Annotated in this window: 16 protein-coding genes; 11 read left to right on the plus strand and 5 right to left on the minus strand. The window is 62.4% G+C overall.

Going from position 1 to position 19,070, the window contains the following annotated elements:
* Positions 1-13: 13 nt before the first annotated feature.
* Both ACFULT_RS24715 and ACFULT_RS24720 read left to right on the plus strand, forming a co-directional pair.
* The gene (locus ACFULT_RS24715; protein ID WP_378482801.1) at positions 14-1,207 is read left to right on the plus strand and encodes a luciferase family protein; all 1,194 of its coding nucleotides are present in this window, start codon (positions 14-16) and stop codon (positions 1,205-1,207) included.
* The gene (locus ACFULT_RS24720) at positions 1,204-1,977 is read left to right on the plus strand and encodes a 2-keto-4-pentenoate hydratase (RefSeq protein WP_217900782.1); all 774 of its coding nucleotides are present in this window, start codon (positions 1,204-1,206) and stop codon (positions 1,975-1,977) included. Before ACFULT_RS24715 ends, ACFULT_RS24720 begins: the two co-directional genes overlap by 4 nt.
* A gap of 12 nt (positions 1,978-1,989) precedes the next feature.
* On the opposite strand, the gene ACFULT_RS24725 is transcribed toward ACFULT_RS24720, so the two are convergent.
* A complete protein-coding gene (locus tag ACFULT_RS24725; RefSeq protein WP_094721572.1) occupies positions 1,990-3,279 on the minus strand; it encodes a LuxR C-terminal-related transcriptional regulator in 1,290 nt (429 codons plus the stop codon).
* Between the two features lie 130 nt (positions 3,280-3,409).
* On the opposite strand from ACFULT_RS24725, the gene hxlB reads away from it, so the two are divergent.
* The 4 genes from hxlB (at position 3,410) to wrbA (ending at position 6,481) form a co-directional block, all read left to right on the plus strand.
* A complete protein-coding gene (gene hxlB / locus ACFULT_RS24730; RefSeq protein WP_378482802.1) occupies positions 3,410-3,991 on the plus strand; it encodes a 6-phospho-3-hexuloisomerase in 582 nt (193 codons plus the stop codon).
* A gap of 43 nt (positions 3,992-4,034) precedes the next feature.
* Entirely contained in the window at positions 4,035-4,664 is a 630-nt protein-coding gene (gene hxlA, locus ACFULT_RS24735; RefSeq protein WP_037112944.1) for a 3-hexulose-6-phosphate synthase, read from the plus strand.
* Between the two features lie 54 nt (positions 4,665-4,718).
* Positions 4,719-5,804, plus strand: coding sequence for an S-(hydroxymethyl)mycothiol dehydrogenase (locus tag ACFULT_RS24740; RefSeq protein ID WP_378482803.1), 1,086 nt, complete (start codon positions 4,719-4,721; stop codon positions 5,802-5,804).
* A 77-nt stretch (positions 5,805-5,881) separates the two neighbouring features.
* The gene (gene wrbA, locus ACFULT_RS24745; RefSeq protein WP_037112946.1) at positions 5,882-6,481 is read left to right on the plus strand and encodes an NAD(P)H:quinone oxidoreductase; all 600 of its coding nucleotides are present in this window, start codon (positions 5,882-5,884) and stop codon (positions 6,479-6,481) included.
* A gap of 86 nt (positions 6,482-6,567) precedes the next feature.
* On the opposite strand, the gene ACFULT_RS24750 is transcribed toward wrbA, so the two are convergent.
* From ACFULT_RS24750 to ACFULT_RS24765, 4 genes are read right to left on the minus strand one after another with little or no spacing between them, the layout of a single operon-like run.
* Positions 6,568-7,395: an alpha/beta fold hydrolase gene (locus tag ACFULT_RS24750; protein WP_094719674.1), complete on the minus strand. Its 828-nt coding sequence runs from the start codon at positions 7,393-7,395 to the stop codon at positions 6,568-6,570.
* 39 nt (positions 7,396-7,434) lie between these two features.
* Positions 7,435-8,880 (minus strand): aldehyde dehydrogenase family protein, encoded by a 1,446-nt coding sequence (locus ACFULT_RS24755; protein WP_052059524.1) that lies wholly within the window; start codon positions 8,878-8,880, stop codon positions 7,435-7,437.
* 55 nt (positions 8,881-8,935) lie between these two features.
* Positions 8,936-10,042, minus strand: coding sequence for an NAD(P)-dependent alcohol dehydrogenase (locus ACFULT_RS24760; RefSeq protein ID WP_378482804.1), 1,107 nt, complete (start codon positions 10,040-10,042; stop codon positions 8,936-8,938).
* Positions 10,039-11,418, minus strand: coding sequence for an MFS transporter (locus tag ACFULT_RS24765; protein WP_080733073.1), 1,380 nt, complete (start codon positions 11,416-11,418; stop codon positions 10,039-10,041). The genes ACFULT_RS24760 and ACFULT_RS24765 overlap by 4 nt, the downstream gene beginning before the upstream one ends.
* Positions 11,419-11,601: 183 nt before the next feature.
* Between ACFULT_RS24765 and ACFULT_RS24770 the strand changes: the two genes are divergently transcribed.
* From ACFULT_RS24770 to ACFULT_RS24790, 5 genes are all read left to right on the plus strand, one after another.
* Entirely contained in the window at positions 11,602-12,429 is an 828-nt protein-coding gene (locus ACFULT_RS24770; protein WP_378482805.1) for a PaaX family transcriptional regulator C-terminal domain-containing protein, read from the plus strand.
* Positions 12,430-12,522: 93 nt separating this feature from the next.
* Positions 12,523-14,202 carry an FAD-dependent monooxygenase gene (locus tag ACFULT_RS24775; protein WP_094719672.1) on the plus strand — a complete coding sequence of 560 codons (1,680 nt, stop codon included), beginning with the start codon at positions 12,523-12,525 and terminating at the stop codon, positions 14,200-14,202.
* The gene (locus ACFULT_RS24780) at positions 14,199-16,310 is read left to right on the plus strand and encodes an acetate--CoA ligase family protein (RefSeq protein ID WP_378482806.1); all 2,112 of its coding nucleotides are present in this window, start codon (positions 14,199-14,201) and stop codon (positions 16,308-16,310) included. The genes ACFULT_RS24775 and ACFULT_RS24780 overlap by 4 nt, the downstream gene beginning before the upstream one ends.
* The gene (locus ACFULT_RS24785; RefSeq protein WP_378482807.1) at positions 16,310-17,992 is read left to right on the plus strand and encodes a (2,3-dihydroxybenzoyl)adenylate synthase; all 1,683 of its coding nucleotides are present in this window, start codon (positions 16,310-16,312) and stop codon (positions 17,990-17,992) included. Before ACFULT_RS24780 ends, ACFULT_RS24785 begins: the two co-directional genes overlap by 1 nt.
* Entirely contained in the window at positions 17,989-19,065 is a 1,077-nt protein-coding gene (locus tag ACFULT_RS24790) for a cupin domain-containing protein (RefSeq protein ID WP_037112950.1), read from the plus strand. Before ACFULT_RS24785 ends, ACFULT_RS24790 begins: the two co-directional genes overlap by 4 nt.
* Positions 19,066-19,070: the final 5 nt, after the last annotated feature.

Below are 19,070 nucleotides of genomic sequence, written 5' to 3' on the forward strand. Positions count from 1 at the left end.
GAGCGACACCCCCATGAACGAGCACACCGATCCCGTCACCTCGACCTACGGTTCGACCGACGACAACGCTCCACTCGTAGTTCTGCTGCACGGCCGCGGATCCAACGATGAAGACATCATCTCGATCGCCCCGCACTTGCCGATAGGCCCACGATATGTGGCAGTTCGAGCACCGATCGCCGAAGGGGGTGGGTTCGCGTGGTTCGCCAACCGCGGAATCGGGCGACCGATCGCCAGTTCCCTCGAATCGACGATGGCTTGGTTTCGGAGCTGGTTGGACTCCGTTTCGTCCGCCGGCCGACCGGTGATACTTGTCGGCTTCAGCGGCGGTGCGGCGTTCGCGGGTGGACTTGCTCTGGATGACCCTGCCCGCTACGCCGGCGCGGCAATCCTCTACGGCACGCTCCCGTTCGACGCGGGTGTCCCGGTCGACGCGGGTCGCCTGGCACACCTCCCGATCTTCATCGCACAGGGCGACGGCGATCGTGTCATTCCGGCTGAGTTGCTCTCGCGAACGTGGGAGTACGTGACCAGTGAATCGGGTGCCCCCGCCGATGCTCATCGCGACCCGGGTGGTCATGGACTGAGCGCCCCGATCGTGTCGGCGTTGGGGGAATGGATCGCATCCAGAGTGCACTTCATCGCGAGTCGACCGGTGCCGACACCGGGACCGCGAAGTGATGTCGACTGGCCGACGGTGACGGGTGGACGACTGTCTGCGCGTCGCGGCGGCCATCCACGCGTGTCGTGGTCGATTCCGCAGCAGCAGCTCTCCGAAACACCACCGGCAGCGCTACAGGAGAGACTGTTGCACGACATCGCGGTGCTCCCTGGTGTGGCAGTGGGTCCCTCGCACATCTCGGTACCGGGAGCCCGCGCGCTGACGATTGCAGATGGGGCAGCAGTCAGTGAGAACTTTCTGGTGCCCTCCGCGCGCGAGTTCGCGCATCTGCATCCGTCGTACGACGGCTCGTTGCATCTCGTACTTCCTGCCGACCAGGCCGCGGATCTGGTCGCTCACGGACGTGGACGGATGCATCCGTGGGCCGGGACACGTCTCGCTGTCGGTTTCGTGATGGTCTACGGACCCCGTGACGAGGACGAGGTTCAGCTGATCGGTCAGATCGTCGAGGCCAGCTACGTCTTTGCAACGAACGGTGCTGCATCCAGTGGACTCGCATTCAATGCAGCCGGGGCCGACGCGTGATTGCGGCAGCGAACGCCGCTCGAATTCTCGCGGCTGCACGGTTGTCCGGCCACACCGTAGAACCGTTCAGCGATACAGAGTCCGGCCTGACCGAGGATTGGGGCTACGCAGTACAAGACGAGGATCACCGGAGCCGAGTGGCAGACGGCGAGCGAACGATCGGCGCGAAGCTCGGATTGACCAGCCGAGCGAAGCAACGAAGAATGGGCGTGGACACGCCGATCGTCGGGTTCCTGACAGACGCGATGCTGTTCGAGGCAGCTCGAGTGACACGCGAACTGCACCGTTGGGTGCAGCCGCGCATCGAGCCGGAGATCGTATTCGTGACCGCCCAGGACATCTCGGCGCCGATCACCCTGGACGAGGCCGCGATGCTCGTGGACTCAGTGACTGTCGGGGCCGAGATTCTCGACTCCCGCTTCACCGATTATCGGTTCGGTCTCGGTGACGTGATTGCCGACAACACGAGTGCTGCTGGAGTGCTCCTCGGCCCACCGCACCGACTCGACCGCATCGGTGCACTTGCGTCGCTCAGCTGTGCCGTGGAAGTGGACGGAGCGGTCGTGCACGAGGCTGCGGGGTCAGCCGTTCTGGGCGATCCGCTGCGGTCCTTGGTGCTACTCGCAGAGCACGTGGCAGCGTGCGGCAATGTGCTTGCGGCAGGATCGTTGGTGCTCGCCGGTGCGATGACCGACGCTGTCACCCTACGCACCGGTCACACGTATTCGCTTCGCGTCGATACCCTCGGTTCATTGGATTTCGCTACCTAGCGAGCACACCGGTCATCGAAGATCAGCTTTGACACCAGCCTCCAACCCCAGGGCACCGGCCTCACCGCGGGTACTCACGTCGAGCTTCTTCAAAATGCTTGCGACGTAGAACTTCACGGTGCTTTCGCTCAGTGCCAACTCAGCCGCGATGGCCTTGTTGCGCCTACCGATTGCCAGATGGCCGAGCACCTGGAGTTCGCGCGCGTTCAGATTCGCCAACAGCTGTTCGTCCGGTAACGACGCCGGCGGGTCCAGGGGCAAGGTGATTTTCACGCGCGAACCCCACCCGGGGGTCGATTCGAACGAGATCTCTCCGCGCAGCGTCTGTACCCTGCCCGTGAGCTGTAACGACAGGGCGTCGAGATCGACCGAACCGCCTCCGTCGTCGCGTAATTCGAGAAGGAGATTTGTGCCGTCGCAGTCCCAGGCAATGCGGATTCGGCGTATGTCCGGCTGTGCGGCGTAGGCCAGCGCGACAGTTCTCACCGCGGCGCGTGCGGCGCGCGCGACCTCCCCAGGCACCGGCCGACCGTCGGCGGGAGGATCGACGTACTCGACGGCTATGGACTGCTGATCGAGCAGTGGACCTAGCTCGCCACGCAGCCGCGCGAACGCCGTGGTCACAGCTTCCTGGGCGAGTTCTCGATTGGACTCCTCCGTCGACCGGAGTCCGATCAGAGCAGCCGACGCTGTGAGACTTGCTGTCTCCCTGGCCCGTCGATCGTCGAGATCGTTAGATCGCAGGGTTGCCAGCAGTGATGTCAATGTCCCCGCCTGCACATCGACCATTTCGGAAATCGCTCGTGCACGTTCGCTGGACGCCGCCAGTGATTCAGCAAGATAGGCGGGCGACGCTTGGATCACTTGCTGTTGGATCGCTGTAGCCACCAAGCCGAACGCGGCGCCGGTTCGCGAATGGATGTCGAATCTCTGTGCAGACGGTCTCGGAACCAGTACCAGCAATGTTCCGGTCGCGTCGTCGAGCAGCGCGGCGATCCGGCGCAGCTCGCCTCCCAGTGCAGCGCTGTTGTCCATCGAAGGCTGCTCCGGTGAAAGCGACTCTTTGATCGCATCGAGTTCGGCAATCGTGGTGCTGTCGACGATGGTCGGATCGCCACTGACTTTCCGGGGTCGCCCGGTGCATTCCCTGGTGAAGATGATCAGGGCCGAATGAGGGTAGTCGGTGCCCACCCATGCGGAAAACCGTGAGGCGATCTCGACCAGGGGTCCGGACACGACGTCGCGAACGGTTCTGAACAACTCCGTCGCAGCGGAGTCGATCGGCGTCGAGGGTGTTGCCATGACACGAGCTTAGTACTAGGCCACTGGCCGAGTACTGGCCATTCGACCAGTGAGGTCTGGCCATAATGCGGAGTTCTTCCGACGGTGCGTAGGGGCAACCTGGAGTCGTACACACACGGAAAGGTTCTCGATGGGATCGACGACAAGCGAATTCGCACAGACGTTCTTGGCGGCGCGTACACGTGTACTCGACGAGAACGCCCGAGTACTGGCCCAACTCGATGACGCCGCCTGGCGCAGTGCTGCTCGAATCATCGGTGATGCCACAGCAGTTTTCGTCATCGGAAACGGACGAAGCAGGTTGGCCTCGGAGATGGCCGCCATGAGACTCATGCACCTCGGGCTGACTGTCCATGTTGCCGGAGAGTCCACTGCACCTGCCGTCGCGCAGGGTGACGTGGTCATTGCGGTATCCGGCTCGGGTACGACGACGACGGTTGTCGCCGCGGCTCGCACCGCACTCGACGTCGGTGCATCTGTGATCGCTGTGACCACGGCAGCCGATTCCCTCCTGGCAGACACATCCACCCTCGTACTGACCATCGAAGCCGCCGACAAACTGGACCGAAGTGGCACTGTCACGACTCAGTACGCGGGCAGCCTGTTCGAACAATCCGTGCTCCTCGCATTCGATGCACTCTTCCATTCCATGTGGGTCGAGAGCGGGCAAACCGCGGAAACATTGTGGGCTCGCCACGCGACCATCGGATGAAGTGCTCGAAACCCGAATATCAACTCTCTCAGAAGGAATCATCATGACAAAGCTTCAGGTTGCGTTGGATCTACTCACCACCGCTGACGCACTCTCGCTGACCAACAAAGTGGCACCGTACGTCGATATCATCGAACTCGGCACCCCGCTCATCAAGAGTGAAGGTCTGCGCGTCATCAGCGCCATCAAGGCTGCACACCCGGACAAGGAAGTTTTTGCCGACCTCAAGACCGCCGATGCGGGCTTTTTGGAAGCAGACATCGCATTCGCAGCAGGAGCAGACATCGTCACAGTGCTCGGATCTGCAGGTGACGCAACAGTTAAGGGCGCAGTCGAAGCCGGCACCAAGCACGGCAAGAAGGTTGCCGCCGACCTGATCGGTGTCGTGGACCGCGTCGAGCGGGCACGTGAACTCTCGAAGCTCGGGGTCGCGTTCGTCGAACTACACGCGGGTCTCGACGAGCAAGCGCAACCGGGCTACTCGATTCAGGCATTGCTCGACGACGGCAAGATCGCGGGCGTTCCGTTCTCCATCGCCGGTGGCGTCAAGGTCGACACCATCGTCGCAGTTCGTGATTCCGGCGCCGAGATCGCTGTTGCGGGTGGCTCGATCTACAGCGCCGAGGATCCTGCTGCTGCCGCCAAGGCTCTCCGGGATGCCTTGTCCAGCTGAAAAGCGTAGATGCACAGCTATATTCGGACGCACAAGAACCAAGAAGGAGATTCGATGCCGCAAACAGTGCGTGCCGTGGTCGCGAAGGCGAAGGGTGAGCCGGTCTCGATCGAGCAGGTCACTATTCCTGATCCTGGTCCCAACGATGTCGTGGTGAGGATCGCCGCGTGTGGGGTCTGTCATACCGATCTGCATTATCGCGAGGGTGGCATCAACGACGAGTTCCCGTTTCTGCTCGGCCACGAGGCTGCCGGGACGGTGGAGTCGGTCGGGGATGCGGTGACGCATGTCGAGGTCGGCGATGTCGTGGTGTTGAACTGGCGTGCGGTGTGTGGTGAGTGTCGGGCGTGCAAGAAGGGCAAGCCGTGGTACTGCTTCGATACGCACAATGCGTCGAAGAAGATGACCCTGGCCGATGGCACGGAGCTTTCGCCGGCGTTGGGTATCGGTGCGTTCGCGGACAAGACGTTGGTGCACGAGGGTCAGTGCACGAAGGTGAATCCGGAGTCCGATCCTGCGGTGGTGGGTCTGCTGGGGTGCGGTGTGATGGCTGGTCTGGGTGCGGCGATGAACACCGGCAATGTCTCGCGTGGTGATTCGGTGGCGGTGATCGGGTGTGGTGGTGTCGGTGATGCGGCGATCGCGGGCGCTCGTCTTGCGGGGGCGACGACGATCATTGCGGTCGATCGGGACAAGGGCAAGCTCGAGTGGGCCAAGGATCTCGGTGCCACGCACACCGTCGATGCGTCGGTGGTCGATGCGGTGGAGGCGGTGCAGGAGCTGACCGGTGGGTTCGGTGCGGATGTGGTGATCGATGCGGTGGGGCGTCCGGAGACGTGGAAGCAGGCGTTCTATGCCCGTGATCTTGCCGGGACGGTGGTGTTGGTGGGGGTTCCGACGCCGGAGATGACGCTCGAGATGCCGTTGATCGATTTCTTTTCGCGTGGTGGGTCGCTCAAGTCGTCGTGGTATGGCGATTGCTTGCCGGAGCGTGATTTTCCGTTGTTGGTGGATTTGTACGAGCAGGGTCGGTTGCCGTTGGAGAAGTTCGTGACCGAGCGGATCGGGATCGAGGACATCGAGGCTGCGTTCGACAAGATGCACAAGGGCACGGTCCTGCGATCGGTGATCGAACTCTGATCGCTCCGATTGCAACTCGGTCCAGACGGGTACGTGATCGCACGAGTGCAGTTCACCGCAATCAGGAAGGCAGAGACATGACGAAACTTGCAGTAATTTACTACTCGTCTACCGGCCACGGAACGGTCATGGCGAACAAGGTCGCAGAGGCTGCTACTGCGGCCGGCGCGGAAGTTCGGGTCCGGCACATAGCCGAGACGAGGGACCCCAGTACATTCGCCGAGAATCCGGCGTGGTCGGCCAACTACGAGGCAACCAAGGATCTTCCCGCGGCGAGCGGTGACGACATCGTCTGGGCAGATGCAGTGATATTCGGATCACCCACGCGTTTCGGCAGTACGGCTGCACCGTTTCAGACGTTCATGGATTCGCTCGGCGGTTTCTGGGCCAAGGGGCAACTCGCGAACAAGGCATACGCGGCTTTCACCTCGAGTCAGACCGCGCACGGCGGTCAGGAGACGACGTTGATCGGCCTGTACACGTCACTGATGCACTTCGGTGGCGTTCTCGTGCCTCCGGGCTACACCGACGGCCTGAAGTTCGCTGACGGAAATCCCTACGGTGTCAGCCACATCACCGGACCGAACAACCAGAACGAACTCGACGATGCAACCAGCGCGGCGCTCGAACACATGACCCAACGCGTCGTCACCATCGCGGACGCCTTGTCGAAGTAGCGTCGGCGACCTCGAGTCACTCTCGACGTTTCACGGAGATACCCCTGCACCTCGAGAGGTGCAGGGGTATCTCCGTGTCTCGCCAGCTACTGGTTCACAAAGGAGTGGATCGCTGTCGCGACCGCACCTGGATCGCCGAGATTGGCGAAGTGCGCTTGCCCCGACAGGACGTGTTTCGTCGACTCCGGAAGTGCCGATTCGAGATACGCCGTGGCACCGACGAGATGCGCAGGGCTTTCACTGCCGACGAGCAGCAACGTTCTGACGGTCAGAGCACCGTATTCCGGCAGTACGCCCACACTGACGTCGATCTCCGCGAGTTCCCGAGTCCACGTCGGTGCCAATTCCAGGAACTGACCCCACAACGGAGTGGCGGCAAGCGCCTCGGTTTCATCGCTGGAAACGCGAATGAAGTGTTCCATGGCGATCCGAATTGCAGCATCGTTGTCCGATGCGGCAATCGCTGCTGCGTACGGCGCAAGGTGCTCGCCTGCCACTGGGCCGTCGACCGGCAGCGGTGGTTCGTACAACGCGAGCGACGCGACATCAGCGCCTGCTCGAACGGCGTGTAGGGCGCAGATCGCGCCGTACGAATGGCCGACCAATGCAGGAACTGCACCGGTCTCCTGCTGCGCCCGCTTCACAACCGCGATGATGTCGGCGGCTTCCGTCCCGAGGGTGTACTCGTCCGCGTCCCCGCTCGATCCACGCCCACGACGATCAAGAACGAAGACCGAGTGATCGGCGGCGAGCAACGTGGCCACCGGCATCCATGACTGTGCTGTGGAGATGCTGCCGTGCACGACCACGACCGGGGAGCCGGACCCCAGCCGATGCACTCCCAATTCCGTACCGTCGTCGGCGACGACGGTGTCGGTGGTGATGTCAGGTGCAGCCGAATCTGTCTGCGTCATGCGAATCCATGCTCCAGGGTTCGAGGTGGTCGGTTGATGTCACTTGAGCAATCGGATGGAGTGCTCGTCGACGTATTCGCGCATGCCTGCTTCGCCGAATTCGCGACCGATGCCGCTTTGCTTGACACCACCGAAAGGCATTCTGAGATCGAGTGATTCGAAGGCATGTGTGTTGATGAACGTGCTGCCGGCCTCGATGCGGCGCGCCATCGCGAGTCCACGGTCGCCGTCGGTGGTCCACACCGAGGAGCCGAGCCCGTACTCGGAATCGTTTGCCCAGTCGACGACCTGGTCCTCGTCGTCGTATGCAATCAGTGGGATCACCGGGCCGAACTGCTCGCAGCTGCTGATCGGTGCGGAGTGTTCCACATCGCGCACCACGTGCGGAAGTACGTAGTAGCCGTCGGCAGCGGAGTCCAGTTTGCGGCCGAGCTGAACGATCTTCGCCGAGGAATTCTTGGTCCCCTCGATGAGCGCGTTGACCGAGTCGAACTGGGTCTTGTTGTTCAGAGGCCCGAAGCTCGCGTTCTCGTCGAGACCGTGTCCCACCGCGTACTGATCGACCCTCTCGGTGAATGCGTCGGCGAACGTTCCGTAGAGAGCGCGCGGAACGTAGACGCGCTTGACTGCGAAGCAGATCTGGCCCGAGCGCGTGAAGACACCTTTCAGCATCCGATCGAGCGCAGCGTCGATGTCGACGTCGTCGAGCACGATCGCAGGATCGTTGCCACCCAGCTCGAGCGTCAGGTTCTTGATGGTGCCGGACGCTGCCGCCATGACCTGTCGTGCGGTGGCCGTGCCTCCGGTGAACCCGATCTTGCGTACGAGCGGATGCGACGTCAGTGCCTGGCCGACATCGGAATTGCCATGCACGACATTGATGACGCCTGCGGGTAGCTTCTGCGCCATGCGGTGCAGGGCCAGCGTGAGCGCGGCGGGCGCGAACGGCGAAGGCTTGATGACGATCGTGTTGCCCGTTGCGAGAGCTGGTGCCAGCTTCATCATGGTCAACACGACCGGCATGTTCCACGGAACGACCGCGCCCACGACTCCGCGAGGAACGCGCTCGACGCTGATGAAACTCTGATCGTCGTCGTACTGAACCGGCTCGAAGAACGACTCGACCAGGCTCGCGGTGTGCTGAAGTACGCCGGTGCCGAGGCCGAAGTCGGTCTGAGCTTCCCAGAGGACGCCGCCGTGCTCGCGGACGAGCAGGGGAGCGAGGTCCTCACCCGAAGCTGCCAGCACGTCCGCGATCTCGAGAAGCAGTCGTGCCCGCTCCGCGGGGGCCACGTTCTTCCACGCAGTGAAAGCCTCGTGCGCGACCTCGACCGCTCGGTTGACATCTGCGGGGGTGCCGACGGCAACGCGAGCGACGACGTCGCTCAACCGGCCTGGATCTACGACGTTGTCGTAGGTGTCGGCGGTGGTGAGCTCATGGCCGATGAGGTGGCCTACGGACAAGAGGTCGTTCGTTGTGGTCATTGGCTTTCTCCTTGTTGTGACGCTCGTGAACGAGTGAGTAGCGGTGAAAGGAACTTCAGAAGACAACGACCGGTTTGATGGTCGAGCCGTTCTCGGAGTCCGCGAAAGCGGTGTTGATGTCGTCGAGTTCGTAGTTCTTGATGAGCTTGTCGAAAGGGAATCGGCCTTGCTCCCACAGAAGGACGAGGCGAGGAATGAACTGCTGAGGCACCGAACTTCCCTGGATGATCGTTTTGAACGTCCAGCCCTTCACGAGCGAAGCACCGATCTCGAAGGTGACGTCCGTACCAGGTGCTGCTGCGCCGACGAGCGCAACGGTCCCGCCGATTCCCAGTGAGGCTGCGGCCTGCTGGAGAACAGCGGGAACGGCAGTGGTGTCGAGAGCGAAGTCCAGTCCCTTTCCGCCGGTGATTTGGTCGAGTTCGGCAACCACGTCAGCAGTCCGACCGTTGATCGTGTGTGTGGCCCCGATAGTTTCGGCCAGCTCGAGACGAGAATCGTGGAGATCGACTGCGACGATGGTGGTGCATCCTGCGATCTGTGCAGCCATGATTGCGGCAGAGCCGACGGCACCGGTGCCGAATACCGCTATGGACGTTCCCGGTGCCGGACGAAGATCGTTGAGGATCGCTCCGGCGCCGGTCTGTAGCCCGCAGCCGAGTGGAGCGATTGTCTCCAGCGGCGCCTTTTTGTCGACCTTGATCACGCTGGTCTCGACCACGTTGGCGTAGGTGGAGAAGGCGGACTGCCCGAAGAAGTGCGACGAGATCGCGCCGTTACCGTCCGACAGGGAGGTGGACCCGTCGTGGCGCGCACCCCCGAAATCCTCCGCGAACAGATTCTCGCAGTACGCAACTCTGCCCGACCGGCATTGCACGCACTTACCGCAGTAGGCAGCGGAAAGTACGACGTGATCCCCGACCTCGACTGTGGTGATGTCCGAGCCGATCCCTTCGACGACACCCGCGCCTTCGTGTCCCAGAACCGCAGGCAGTGGGGTGGGATAGATTCCGTCGCGAACAATCGCGTCGGTGTGGCACACACCTGATGCGACGATCCGTACTCGGACCTCGTTGGGGCGCAACTCGTCGAGCTGAAGGGATTCGATGGTGAGCGGTTCACCCGTGGAGCGGGCTACGGCAGCGGTCACTGTTGTGGTCACGAATGAGCTTCTTTCGGTTCGGTGACGACTCGGGGAGTGGTCGACTGATGTGCGGATGTCGGGTGGTCGACGCGCGGTTCGTCCTGCGCGTCGGTGGCGGATCGTTTGTTGTTGACGAGAGATACTGCTATGCAACCGATTCCGGCGAACACGGCGAACGTGTAGAAGTTCCATTCGACGCCGAGTGTGGAGGATGCGATCCAGCCGCCGAGGATGGGACCGAATATCGCGCCCACGCGACCGAGTCCAAGCGACAGTCCCAGGGCCGACGTCCTGTCGCGGGCGCCGAAGAAGGTTGCGACGTAACCGTTCACGAGGATTTGCGTACCGACGGTTCCGAGACCGGCCACCGCAACGACGATCATCGCACCGTAGAGAGGAAGGCCGAGTCCCAGGGCCAGGATCGCCAGTACTGCGAGGAGAAACGAGACCACGGTGACCGGCTTGCTTCCGAATCGATCGGCAACCCGTGAGGCGGTCAAGGCGCCGGCGATAGCGCCGATGTTCAGCACCAGGAGGAAGCTGAGCGAACTTCCGAGCGAGTATCCGGCCTGTCTCATGATGTTGGGTAGCCATGTGTTGACTCCGTAGACGAGCAACAGGCCACAGAACGAGGCAATCACGAGAAGGAGCAACGGCAGTGCGCGTGGTCCCGTGACCAGTGACGCCATGCTTCCTCGTGCGTCCGGTGTCTTCTCGGGCGGTGTAGCGATGCCGAATCTGTCGGCCAGGGCTTTCGCCTCGTCCGCTCGGCCCTTCCCGACCAAGAAGGCCACCGACTCGGGCAAATACCGCCACGCGAGCGGAACGATCGTGACGAGGGGAAGTAGGCCGATTGCATACATGACGCGGAAGCTTGCGTCGGGTAGCAGCGCGATGGCGGCCAACGCGGCCAGCACGCCTCCTACGGAGTAGCCGCTGTACATGAGTGCATTGTTGAACTGTCGACGCGCAGGTGGTGAGTATTCGACCGTCAGGGCGATCACGGTGGGAACGACCCCGCCCAGCCCCAAACCCCCCAGGAATCGGAGCAGGCCGAAGATTTCCGGGTTCGGTGCGAGTGCGGTCAAGCCCATGAGAACGGAAAACGAGACAAGCGACGTCAGAACTATGGCTCGTGCGCCGACTCGCGGTGCTAGCCATCCTGAGAGGAGCGCGCCCAGAAGCATGCCGACCAATGCGTAACTACCGATGGTCCCGACTTGGCCCGGAGTGAGCTCCCACTGCTGGTAGGCGAGAAGAGACGGAACTGTTGTTCCGTACACGACGAGGTCGTAGCCGTCGAAGACGATGATCACGAAGCAGAGCGCTACGACGGTCGAACTGGAGCGGCGAGCGCGCGATGCGGTGCTACTCGACGCGGCCAGGGGATTCACCTTGTTCCTCCGATGATGGTGTTCGAGAGACTGGAGTCGACGCTGTGTGGCGGGTTCGCGGTCGAATCAGAGGGCTATTTCACATAGTGACTACAGTCACTATGTGTCATGATGTAGGTGAAAGTCAATAGAAATGACACATTTAGAGTCGGTCGCTGGCTGACGTTCGTGAAGGAGGCTCCGATGAGGCCACGTGCGCTGGTGTTCGACCTGTATGGAGAGTACTTCCGGTATACGGGTGGTGCGGCGAAGCTCGGGACTCTCACCGAACTGATGGCGGTCTTCGGCGTCGAGTCCGCAACGGTGCGGGTGGTGATGGCGCGTCTGCGTAAAGAAGGGTGGTTCGACTCCACGAAAAGTGGGCGCGAGGTCTCCTATCTGCTCAACGAGAAGAGCTGGCGACTCCTGGACGACGGCCGAGCCCGAATCTTCGAGAGACACTTCGACGAGTGGGATCGAAGCTGGACGCAGGCTCTCGTCGACGAGGATGGACTCGATCGCGAGCAGCGCAAGCGGATCGAAACTGCGCTGAACTGGTATGGCTTCGGTGCCTACGGCAGTGCCACCTGGTTCTCGCCCCATGACAGGGAGAAGCGACTCCGAGAGATGCTCAGCGGTGAGGACGAACTGAGAATCCAGTTCCTTCGAAGCCACAGCAGCGGCTTGACCAGCGATCGCTCCATTGCGGAGCGGTGTTGGGACCTCGCCGAACTCGGTGTCGAGTATCAGTCTTTCATCGAGGAATTCCAGCCGCGACTGGCCGGCTTTCGTCGTGGTCTTGCCGGTGAGGATGCTCTGGTCGAGCGGATGAAGCTGGTTCAGAGCTACCGTCGGTACCCCTTCCGGGATCCGGACCTCCCGGACGCTCTGCTTCCTCCCGGGTGGCGTGGGCGTGTCGCTCACGAGGTCTTCACCGAGTGTCACGACGAACTGCGGCCGAGTGCGGAGGAGTTCGTTCTTCGGACAGCGGGAGAAGTTGCAGTGGATGCCGAACAATCCAAAAACATGTAACAGATTTATTGACTTCGAGCATCAAGATGACACACAATTGTCTCACGTTCGCCCGAGATCCGGGCCCGCCTTCCACGCTAGGGGCCGACATCGATGTCAATCCCAGAACAACAGCAGGATTCCGCCGCCACACCTTTGCGCATTGCATGCATCGGTGGTGGGCCGGGTGGCCTGTTCACCTCAATTGCCCTGGCGCACAGCATCCCCGCCGCGACCGTCGACGTTTTCGAACGAAACCTGGAAAGTGACGTCTTCGGTTTCGGCGTCGTGTTCTCCGACGCGACCCTCGACAACATCGACCGGGTCGATCCGATTCTCAGGGATACGTTGGCCGAGCGCGGCCGGCACTGGGAGAGCATCGCGGTGCACGCTCACGACAACATCACCGCTGCAGGCGGAAATGGCATGTCGGCGGTGCACCGACGAGTTCTTCTCGGCGCGCTCCGGGGTCGCGCCGCCGAATTGGGTGCCAGGCTGCACTATTCGGTCGATACGTCGGTCCTGGCACTCGACGCCACCGGAGACTACGACCTGATCGTTGCGGCAGACGGAACCAACTCGGCATCGCGGGAGTCGTTTTCCGGCGAGCTAGGGCACTCGGTCGAGGAAGCCGCAGTGAAGTTCATCTGGTTCGGAACGACGTACCAGTTCGACGGTCTGACGTTCCTCCACAAGCAGTCCGAGCATGGCAATTTCGCTGTGCACGCATACCCTATCGGTTCGGAACTGAGCACATTCATCGTCGAAACCGACGAAGAGACCTGGCGTAGAGCCGGTCTCGACGGCTTCGACATGACGTTGCCACCCGGGCAGTCGGATCTGGTGACGCAGCGCTACCTCGAAGAACTTTTCGCGGACCAGATCGACGGTGCGAACCTGGTTGCCAACAATTCGCGCTGGTCCAACTTCCGAACTCGCCGGACCGACAGCTGGCACACCCACACCGATCGGGGGACCCCGGTCGTCTTTCTCGGTGACGCAATGCATACCGCCCACTTCTCGGTCGGATCGGGAACGAAGATGGCGATGGAGGACGCAGCGGTTCTCGCGCAAACCGTGGCGGAAGCTTCGTCCGATCTGGACAGCGCCCTCCAGAAGTTCGAACAGATTCGCAAGCCGCAGGTTGCGAAGGTTCAGAATTCCTCTGTTCCGAGTCTCGCTTGGTGGGATCATTTCGGCGAGTACTACCAGGAGTTGGAGCCTTGGCAGTTCGGCTTCCACTTCTTCACTCGGTCCATCTCCGCGGAGAAGACTCGCGTTCGTGACCCCCGTTTCGTCGAGGACGCGGAACGGTCCTGGCACGAGCAGAACGGGGCGGCACCGCTCGAGACTCCGCTGAAAATCGGCGCCGTGGAGTTCCGCTCACGATTGCTGAAACTCGCCCCCGCGAACACCCTGGATTCGGTACGTCTGACGGACGGAATCAGTGTCTCCGACGCGCTGCCTGTGTACTCGGCTTCCGACTCCGACCGCACGAGCCTGGATGCCGACTCGGTGTCGCGCCTCGATTCGCTGTGCGCCGCTGGTGCAGGTGCCGTGATCATCCGTCATGGAACCGAACTCTCGCGTGTACTCGCCGCCGAGTACGTTCGCCTGCATCATCATCTCTCGGCGATCGTCGTCGACCGTGAGACGTCCGTGCGAGCGCGTCGCGCGGTCGACGAACGGGACTGCGCTGCCACTCTCGTTCTGTCCGGACGAGCCGACGCGGTCGCCTTCGAGAAGGGGTCTGTGGACGACACCGCCACCACGACAACGGAGGTCTCGAAGTGACCGTACTGCAGAGCACGCCGACGGCCGAGAACGCCGGCCGCGGCGCAGGGAATCTCGATCCCATGTTTCGCCCGTCCTCCATCGCAGTGTTCGGTGCGTCGACGACACCGGGGAAACTTGGCTCGGTGATGCTCGACGCCATCGGCAGGGGAGGCGACGGGTCCATCGCGACTTTCGGTATCAACCCGCGTGGCGCCGATGACGGCTTTCACACCTCGATCGAGGCAGCCACCGACGCACACGGCGCTCCGATCGACTTGGCCGTGTTGTGTATCCCCGCCGCAGCAACACCGGTTGCGCTGAGGGACGCGGCCGCGTGCGGAGTTCGGGCAGCTCTGATTTGCTCCGGAGGGTTCGCCGAGGCAGGCGAGCAGGGCGTCGAACTTCAGAACCGCCTCGCATCGATCACCGCCGAGACAGGCATTCGCCTTCTGGGGCCGAACACATCTGGCTTCTTCCGCCCGCAAGAGACCACGGTTAGTTTCGTTCCGACTGTCGAGCACATCTCCAGCGGCACCGTCGCCGTCGTTGCCGCGAGCGGAGGCATGAATCACGCGCTCTCCTTCCTGCTCTCGGAGAGCGGCGTCGGCGTCGGACTCGGGGTCGGACTGGGAAACAGCGTCGATGTCACCAACGTCGATGTGTTGCGATACCTGCAGCACGACGAGTCGATCACGGCAATAGCCCTGCACGTCGAGTCGGTCGAGGATGGACGTGCGTTGCTCTCCGCTATCCGCGACGTGAGTGCCGTCAAGCCGATCGTCGCCATCGTCGTCGGACGAAGCGACGTCTCGGCGTTCTCCGAATCCCACACAGGAGCGCTCGCCACCTCCTGGCGCACCACTCGCGCATTGCTGACCGAGGCAGGGGCCGTGGTCGTCGACGACGAACATCATCTGGTCGACGCCCTGGCGGTCCTGAGTCGAACCCGCCTTCCGGCGTCGGCATCTCCCGGCATCGGCCTGGTGACGGCACAGGCAGGCCCAGGTCTCATGGTTCTCGACGCATTGCTCGGGGGCTGTGCGAACGTTCCGACCCTCGCGGATTCGACGCAAGCAGTGCTGTCCGATCTATTGCCTCCCCTTACCTATCAGGCGAACCCGGTGGACACCGGACGGCCGGCGGACACGTTCGCTGCGGTACTTCGTGCGACGGCGAGCGATCCGCAGGTCGACGCTCTCGCGGTGTACGCGCTGGCGGAGCCCGACGCGATCGACCTGGCTTCGGCAGTGGACGAGTCCGGCGTACACGCGACCTTGCCTGTGGTCCTCGGGATCGGCGGACCAGGTGACGCTGTCTCCTCGGCTACCACGTCGGCAGCGGAGCTCGGTCTGCCAGTTCTCGGCAGCCCGACATCGCTCGCCAACGGTGTTCGTGCACTGGTCGACGATGCAAAAATCCGGCACGGCCGACTCGGAGGGACGTCCTCACGCACTGCGAACGCCCCTGCCCTCGAGCTACCGGTCGACGAAGCAGCAGGCAAAGATTTGTTGGACGCGTTGGGGATTCGGACACCGGACCGGCGTGTGGTCCGTACACGCTCCGATGCACATCGGGCGTTCGACGAACTCGAACAGCCTGTTGCGGTCAAGATCCTCGACGCAGCTGTGCTCCACAAGACCGAAATCGGGGGAGTACACCTGTTCATCCGAACTGAAGCGGAACTCGATACAGCACTCGATGCACTCGATGCGATCGGTGCGCCGGCTTATCTCGTGGAAAGTATGGCTGGTCCCGGCGTCGACCTGTTTCTGGGCGTCCGGCGAGACGCGGTCTTCGGACCCATCGTGGTCGCCGGTCTGGGTGGTACCGCGGCCGAAGCGATCGGCGACGTCGCGATCCGCAGCGGCGATGTCACCTTGGCTGCTGCGACAACCATGCTCGACGATCTCCGAACCTCCGCGCTTCTGCACGGATGGCGTGGTGGTCCGAGCCTGGACCGAGACGAGTTCGGACGCGCTGCAGTAGCTCTTGCAAGCTATCTGGTCGAGCACGAAGAAATAGACGATCTGGAGATAAACCCGCTACGTCTCACCGTGGACGGTTTGATTGCGCTCGACGCCGTGGTTGTCGGATCGTCTCGCACTGCTACTGAAGGAGTTCGGTGATGAGTACCAGGGCGGCACTGACCATCGACGGCGTGGTGCCGTGGCCCGAGGACGTGACCGAGCACTACCGGGCAGCGGGTTACTGGCAGGGACGCTCGCTCGGATCCTACGTAGCCGAGCGAGTGCACTCTGCCCCCGATGCCGAGGCACTCGTCGACGGTTCGACCAGGTTGACCTACCGTGGACTGTGGGACAAAGCAGCGGGGTTCGCACAGAACCTGCTCGATCTGGGCATCGAACCCGCCGACCGAATTGTGCTTCAGCTCCCCAATTCATGGGAGTTCGTCGCCCTCACACTGGGGTGTTTTCGGATCGGTGTCGTGCCGGTGATGGCTCTGCCCGCACACCGACGTCACGAACTGACGCATCTCGCTGCCTTGTCGGAGGCAGTTGCCATCGTGGTGGCTGATACCGACAAGGACACCGATCTGCGAACGACCGCGCAGGAGGTGGCGGCGGAAGTACCGACCGTCAAGACCGTCCTGGTTCACGGAGAGCTCTCTGCCGGCCCCATAGCGACCCCAGAACACAGTCTTGCCGAGGCCGCAGAGACAGTCCCCACATTCGACGAGAAAGAGTACGAGCCTACGGGTGAGGATGTGGCATGTTTTCTCCTGTCCGGAGGCACAACCGGTCTCCCCAAGCTCATCGTTCGCACCCACGACGACTATGCGTACAACATCATCCGATGCAACGCAGTAACCGAAATTACCTCGGACAGTGTGTATCTGGGTGCGCTACCGAGTAGCCACAACTTTCCCCTCGCGTGCCCCGGAATCCTTGGAACGCTGTTCGCGGGTGGTCGGACGGTGATGCTGCCGTCGGCCCGTCCCGACCGGGCGCTCGCAGCGATCGACAGCGAGGCCGTCACGGTAGCGACCGTTGTCCCTGCCGTGGCTCAGTCCTGGATCGAGCATCAACGTGAGCATCACACCCTGACGGGCTCGAGTCTGAAAGTGCTTCAGGTCGGTGGTTCGAGAATGCCGGACGAACTGGCGGCGCGGGTCGAACCGGTGCTCGGTGCGCGTCTGCAGCAGGTGTTCGGCATGGCCGAAGGTCTGATCAACATGACACGATTGGACGACGACCTGGAGGTCATCACCAACACTCAAGGGCGGCCGGTGAGCGAGGCCGACGAGATCTCTGTCGTCGACGAGCAGGGAGAACCGGTGGAGGACGGCGTACCCGGCGCGCTCCTGACCCGAGGCCCGTACACGCCGCGTGGGTACTTCCGCGCACCCGAGCACAATGCCCGGGCATTCACCCCGGACGGGTGGTACGGCAGCGGTGACATCGTGGTGAGGAGACCGGACGGCAACCTGATCGTCGCCGGCCGCGACAAGGACATGATCAACCGCGGTGGCGAGAAGATCTCCGCGGAGGAGATCGAGAACTTCGCCTACCAGGTCGACGGCATCGAGATGGCGGCCGCCGTCGCGATGCCGGACCCGAAACTCGGCGAGAGACTGTGTCTCTACGTATCCGTCACCCCCGGGAAGGGGGTCGAGCTCGACGATGTGATCCGTGTGATGAACGCAGCGGGCGTCGCGCGGTTCAAGCTGCCCGAGAAGTTGATCGTCGTCGACGCCATTCCCACCACCAAAGTAGGAAAGCTGGACAAGAAAGCGATGCGGGACGATATACGTGCTCGCCTCGCTGCAGACCAGGAGGGAAACCGATGAACGACACCGACGTACAGCCCGAAGATCCGGCACTCGATCAGCTCTACCGGGATTTCGAGACCGAGAATCTCATGCCCCTGTGGACTCAACTCGGTGATCTCATGCCCATGACGCCGAAGTCCAAAGCGATTCCCTACGTGTGGAAGTGGTCGAACCTGTACCCGCTTGCGCAGCGCGCAGGCGACCTCGTGCCGGTCGGACGCGGTGGGGAACGTCGAGCCATAGCTCTGGCGAATCCAGGACTGTCGGGCGTTCCGTACATAACCCCGACGTTGTGGGCGGCCATTCAGTATCTGGGGCCCAAAGAAGTTGCGCCCGAGCATCGTCACGCACAGAACGCGTTCCGCTTCGTCGTGGAGGGGGAGGGAGTCTGGACCGTCGTGAACGGCGACCCGGTAGCCATGCGGCGAGGTGACTTCCTGCTCACCCCCGGTTGGAACTTCCACGGCCACCACAACGAGACCGACCAGCCCATGGCCTGGATCGACGGGCTCGACATCCCGTTCGTTCATTACACGGACACCGGATTCTTCGAGTTCGGGTCCGAGAACGTCACCGACGACTCGACCCCCGATATCTCGCGTTCGGAGCGTTTGTGGGCCCATCCGGGTCTTCGTCCGCTCGTCGGGCTGGATGCCAAGTCGAGCTCACCGATCGCGGCATATCGTTGGGAGTACACCGATGCGGCGCTGAAGGCGCAACTCGATCTCGAAGACGAGGGTTTCGCAGCCACAACGGAACCCGGTCACGCGGCCGTTCGCTACACCAATCCGACGACAGGTGGGGACGTCATGCCGACGATTCGCGCCGAATTCCATCGTTTGAGGGAAGGCGCTCATACCCGACCGCGCCGCGATGTCGGCTCCACCGTCTACCAAGTTTTCGAGGGCAGTGGTCGCTTCGTGCTGAACGGCGACAGCAAGCCGGTCGATACCGGTGACATGATCGTCGTTCCCTCATGGACCGAGTGGTCGATCGAAGCGGACACCCAATTCGACCTGTTCGCCTTCTCGGATGCGCCGATCGTCGAAAAGCTGCATTTTGCTCGCACAATCGTTTCCGAAGGAGCTTGAACCGA

Origin of the sequence: Rhodococcus sp. NPDC057297 (genome assembly GCF_042667435.1) — a bacterium.
Lineage (GTDB): Bacteria > Actinomycetota > Actinomycetes > Mycobacteriales > Mycobacteriaceae > Rhodococcoides.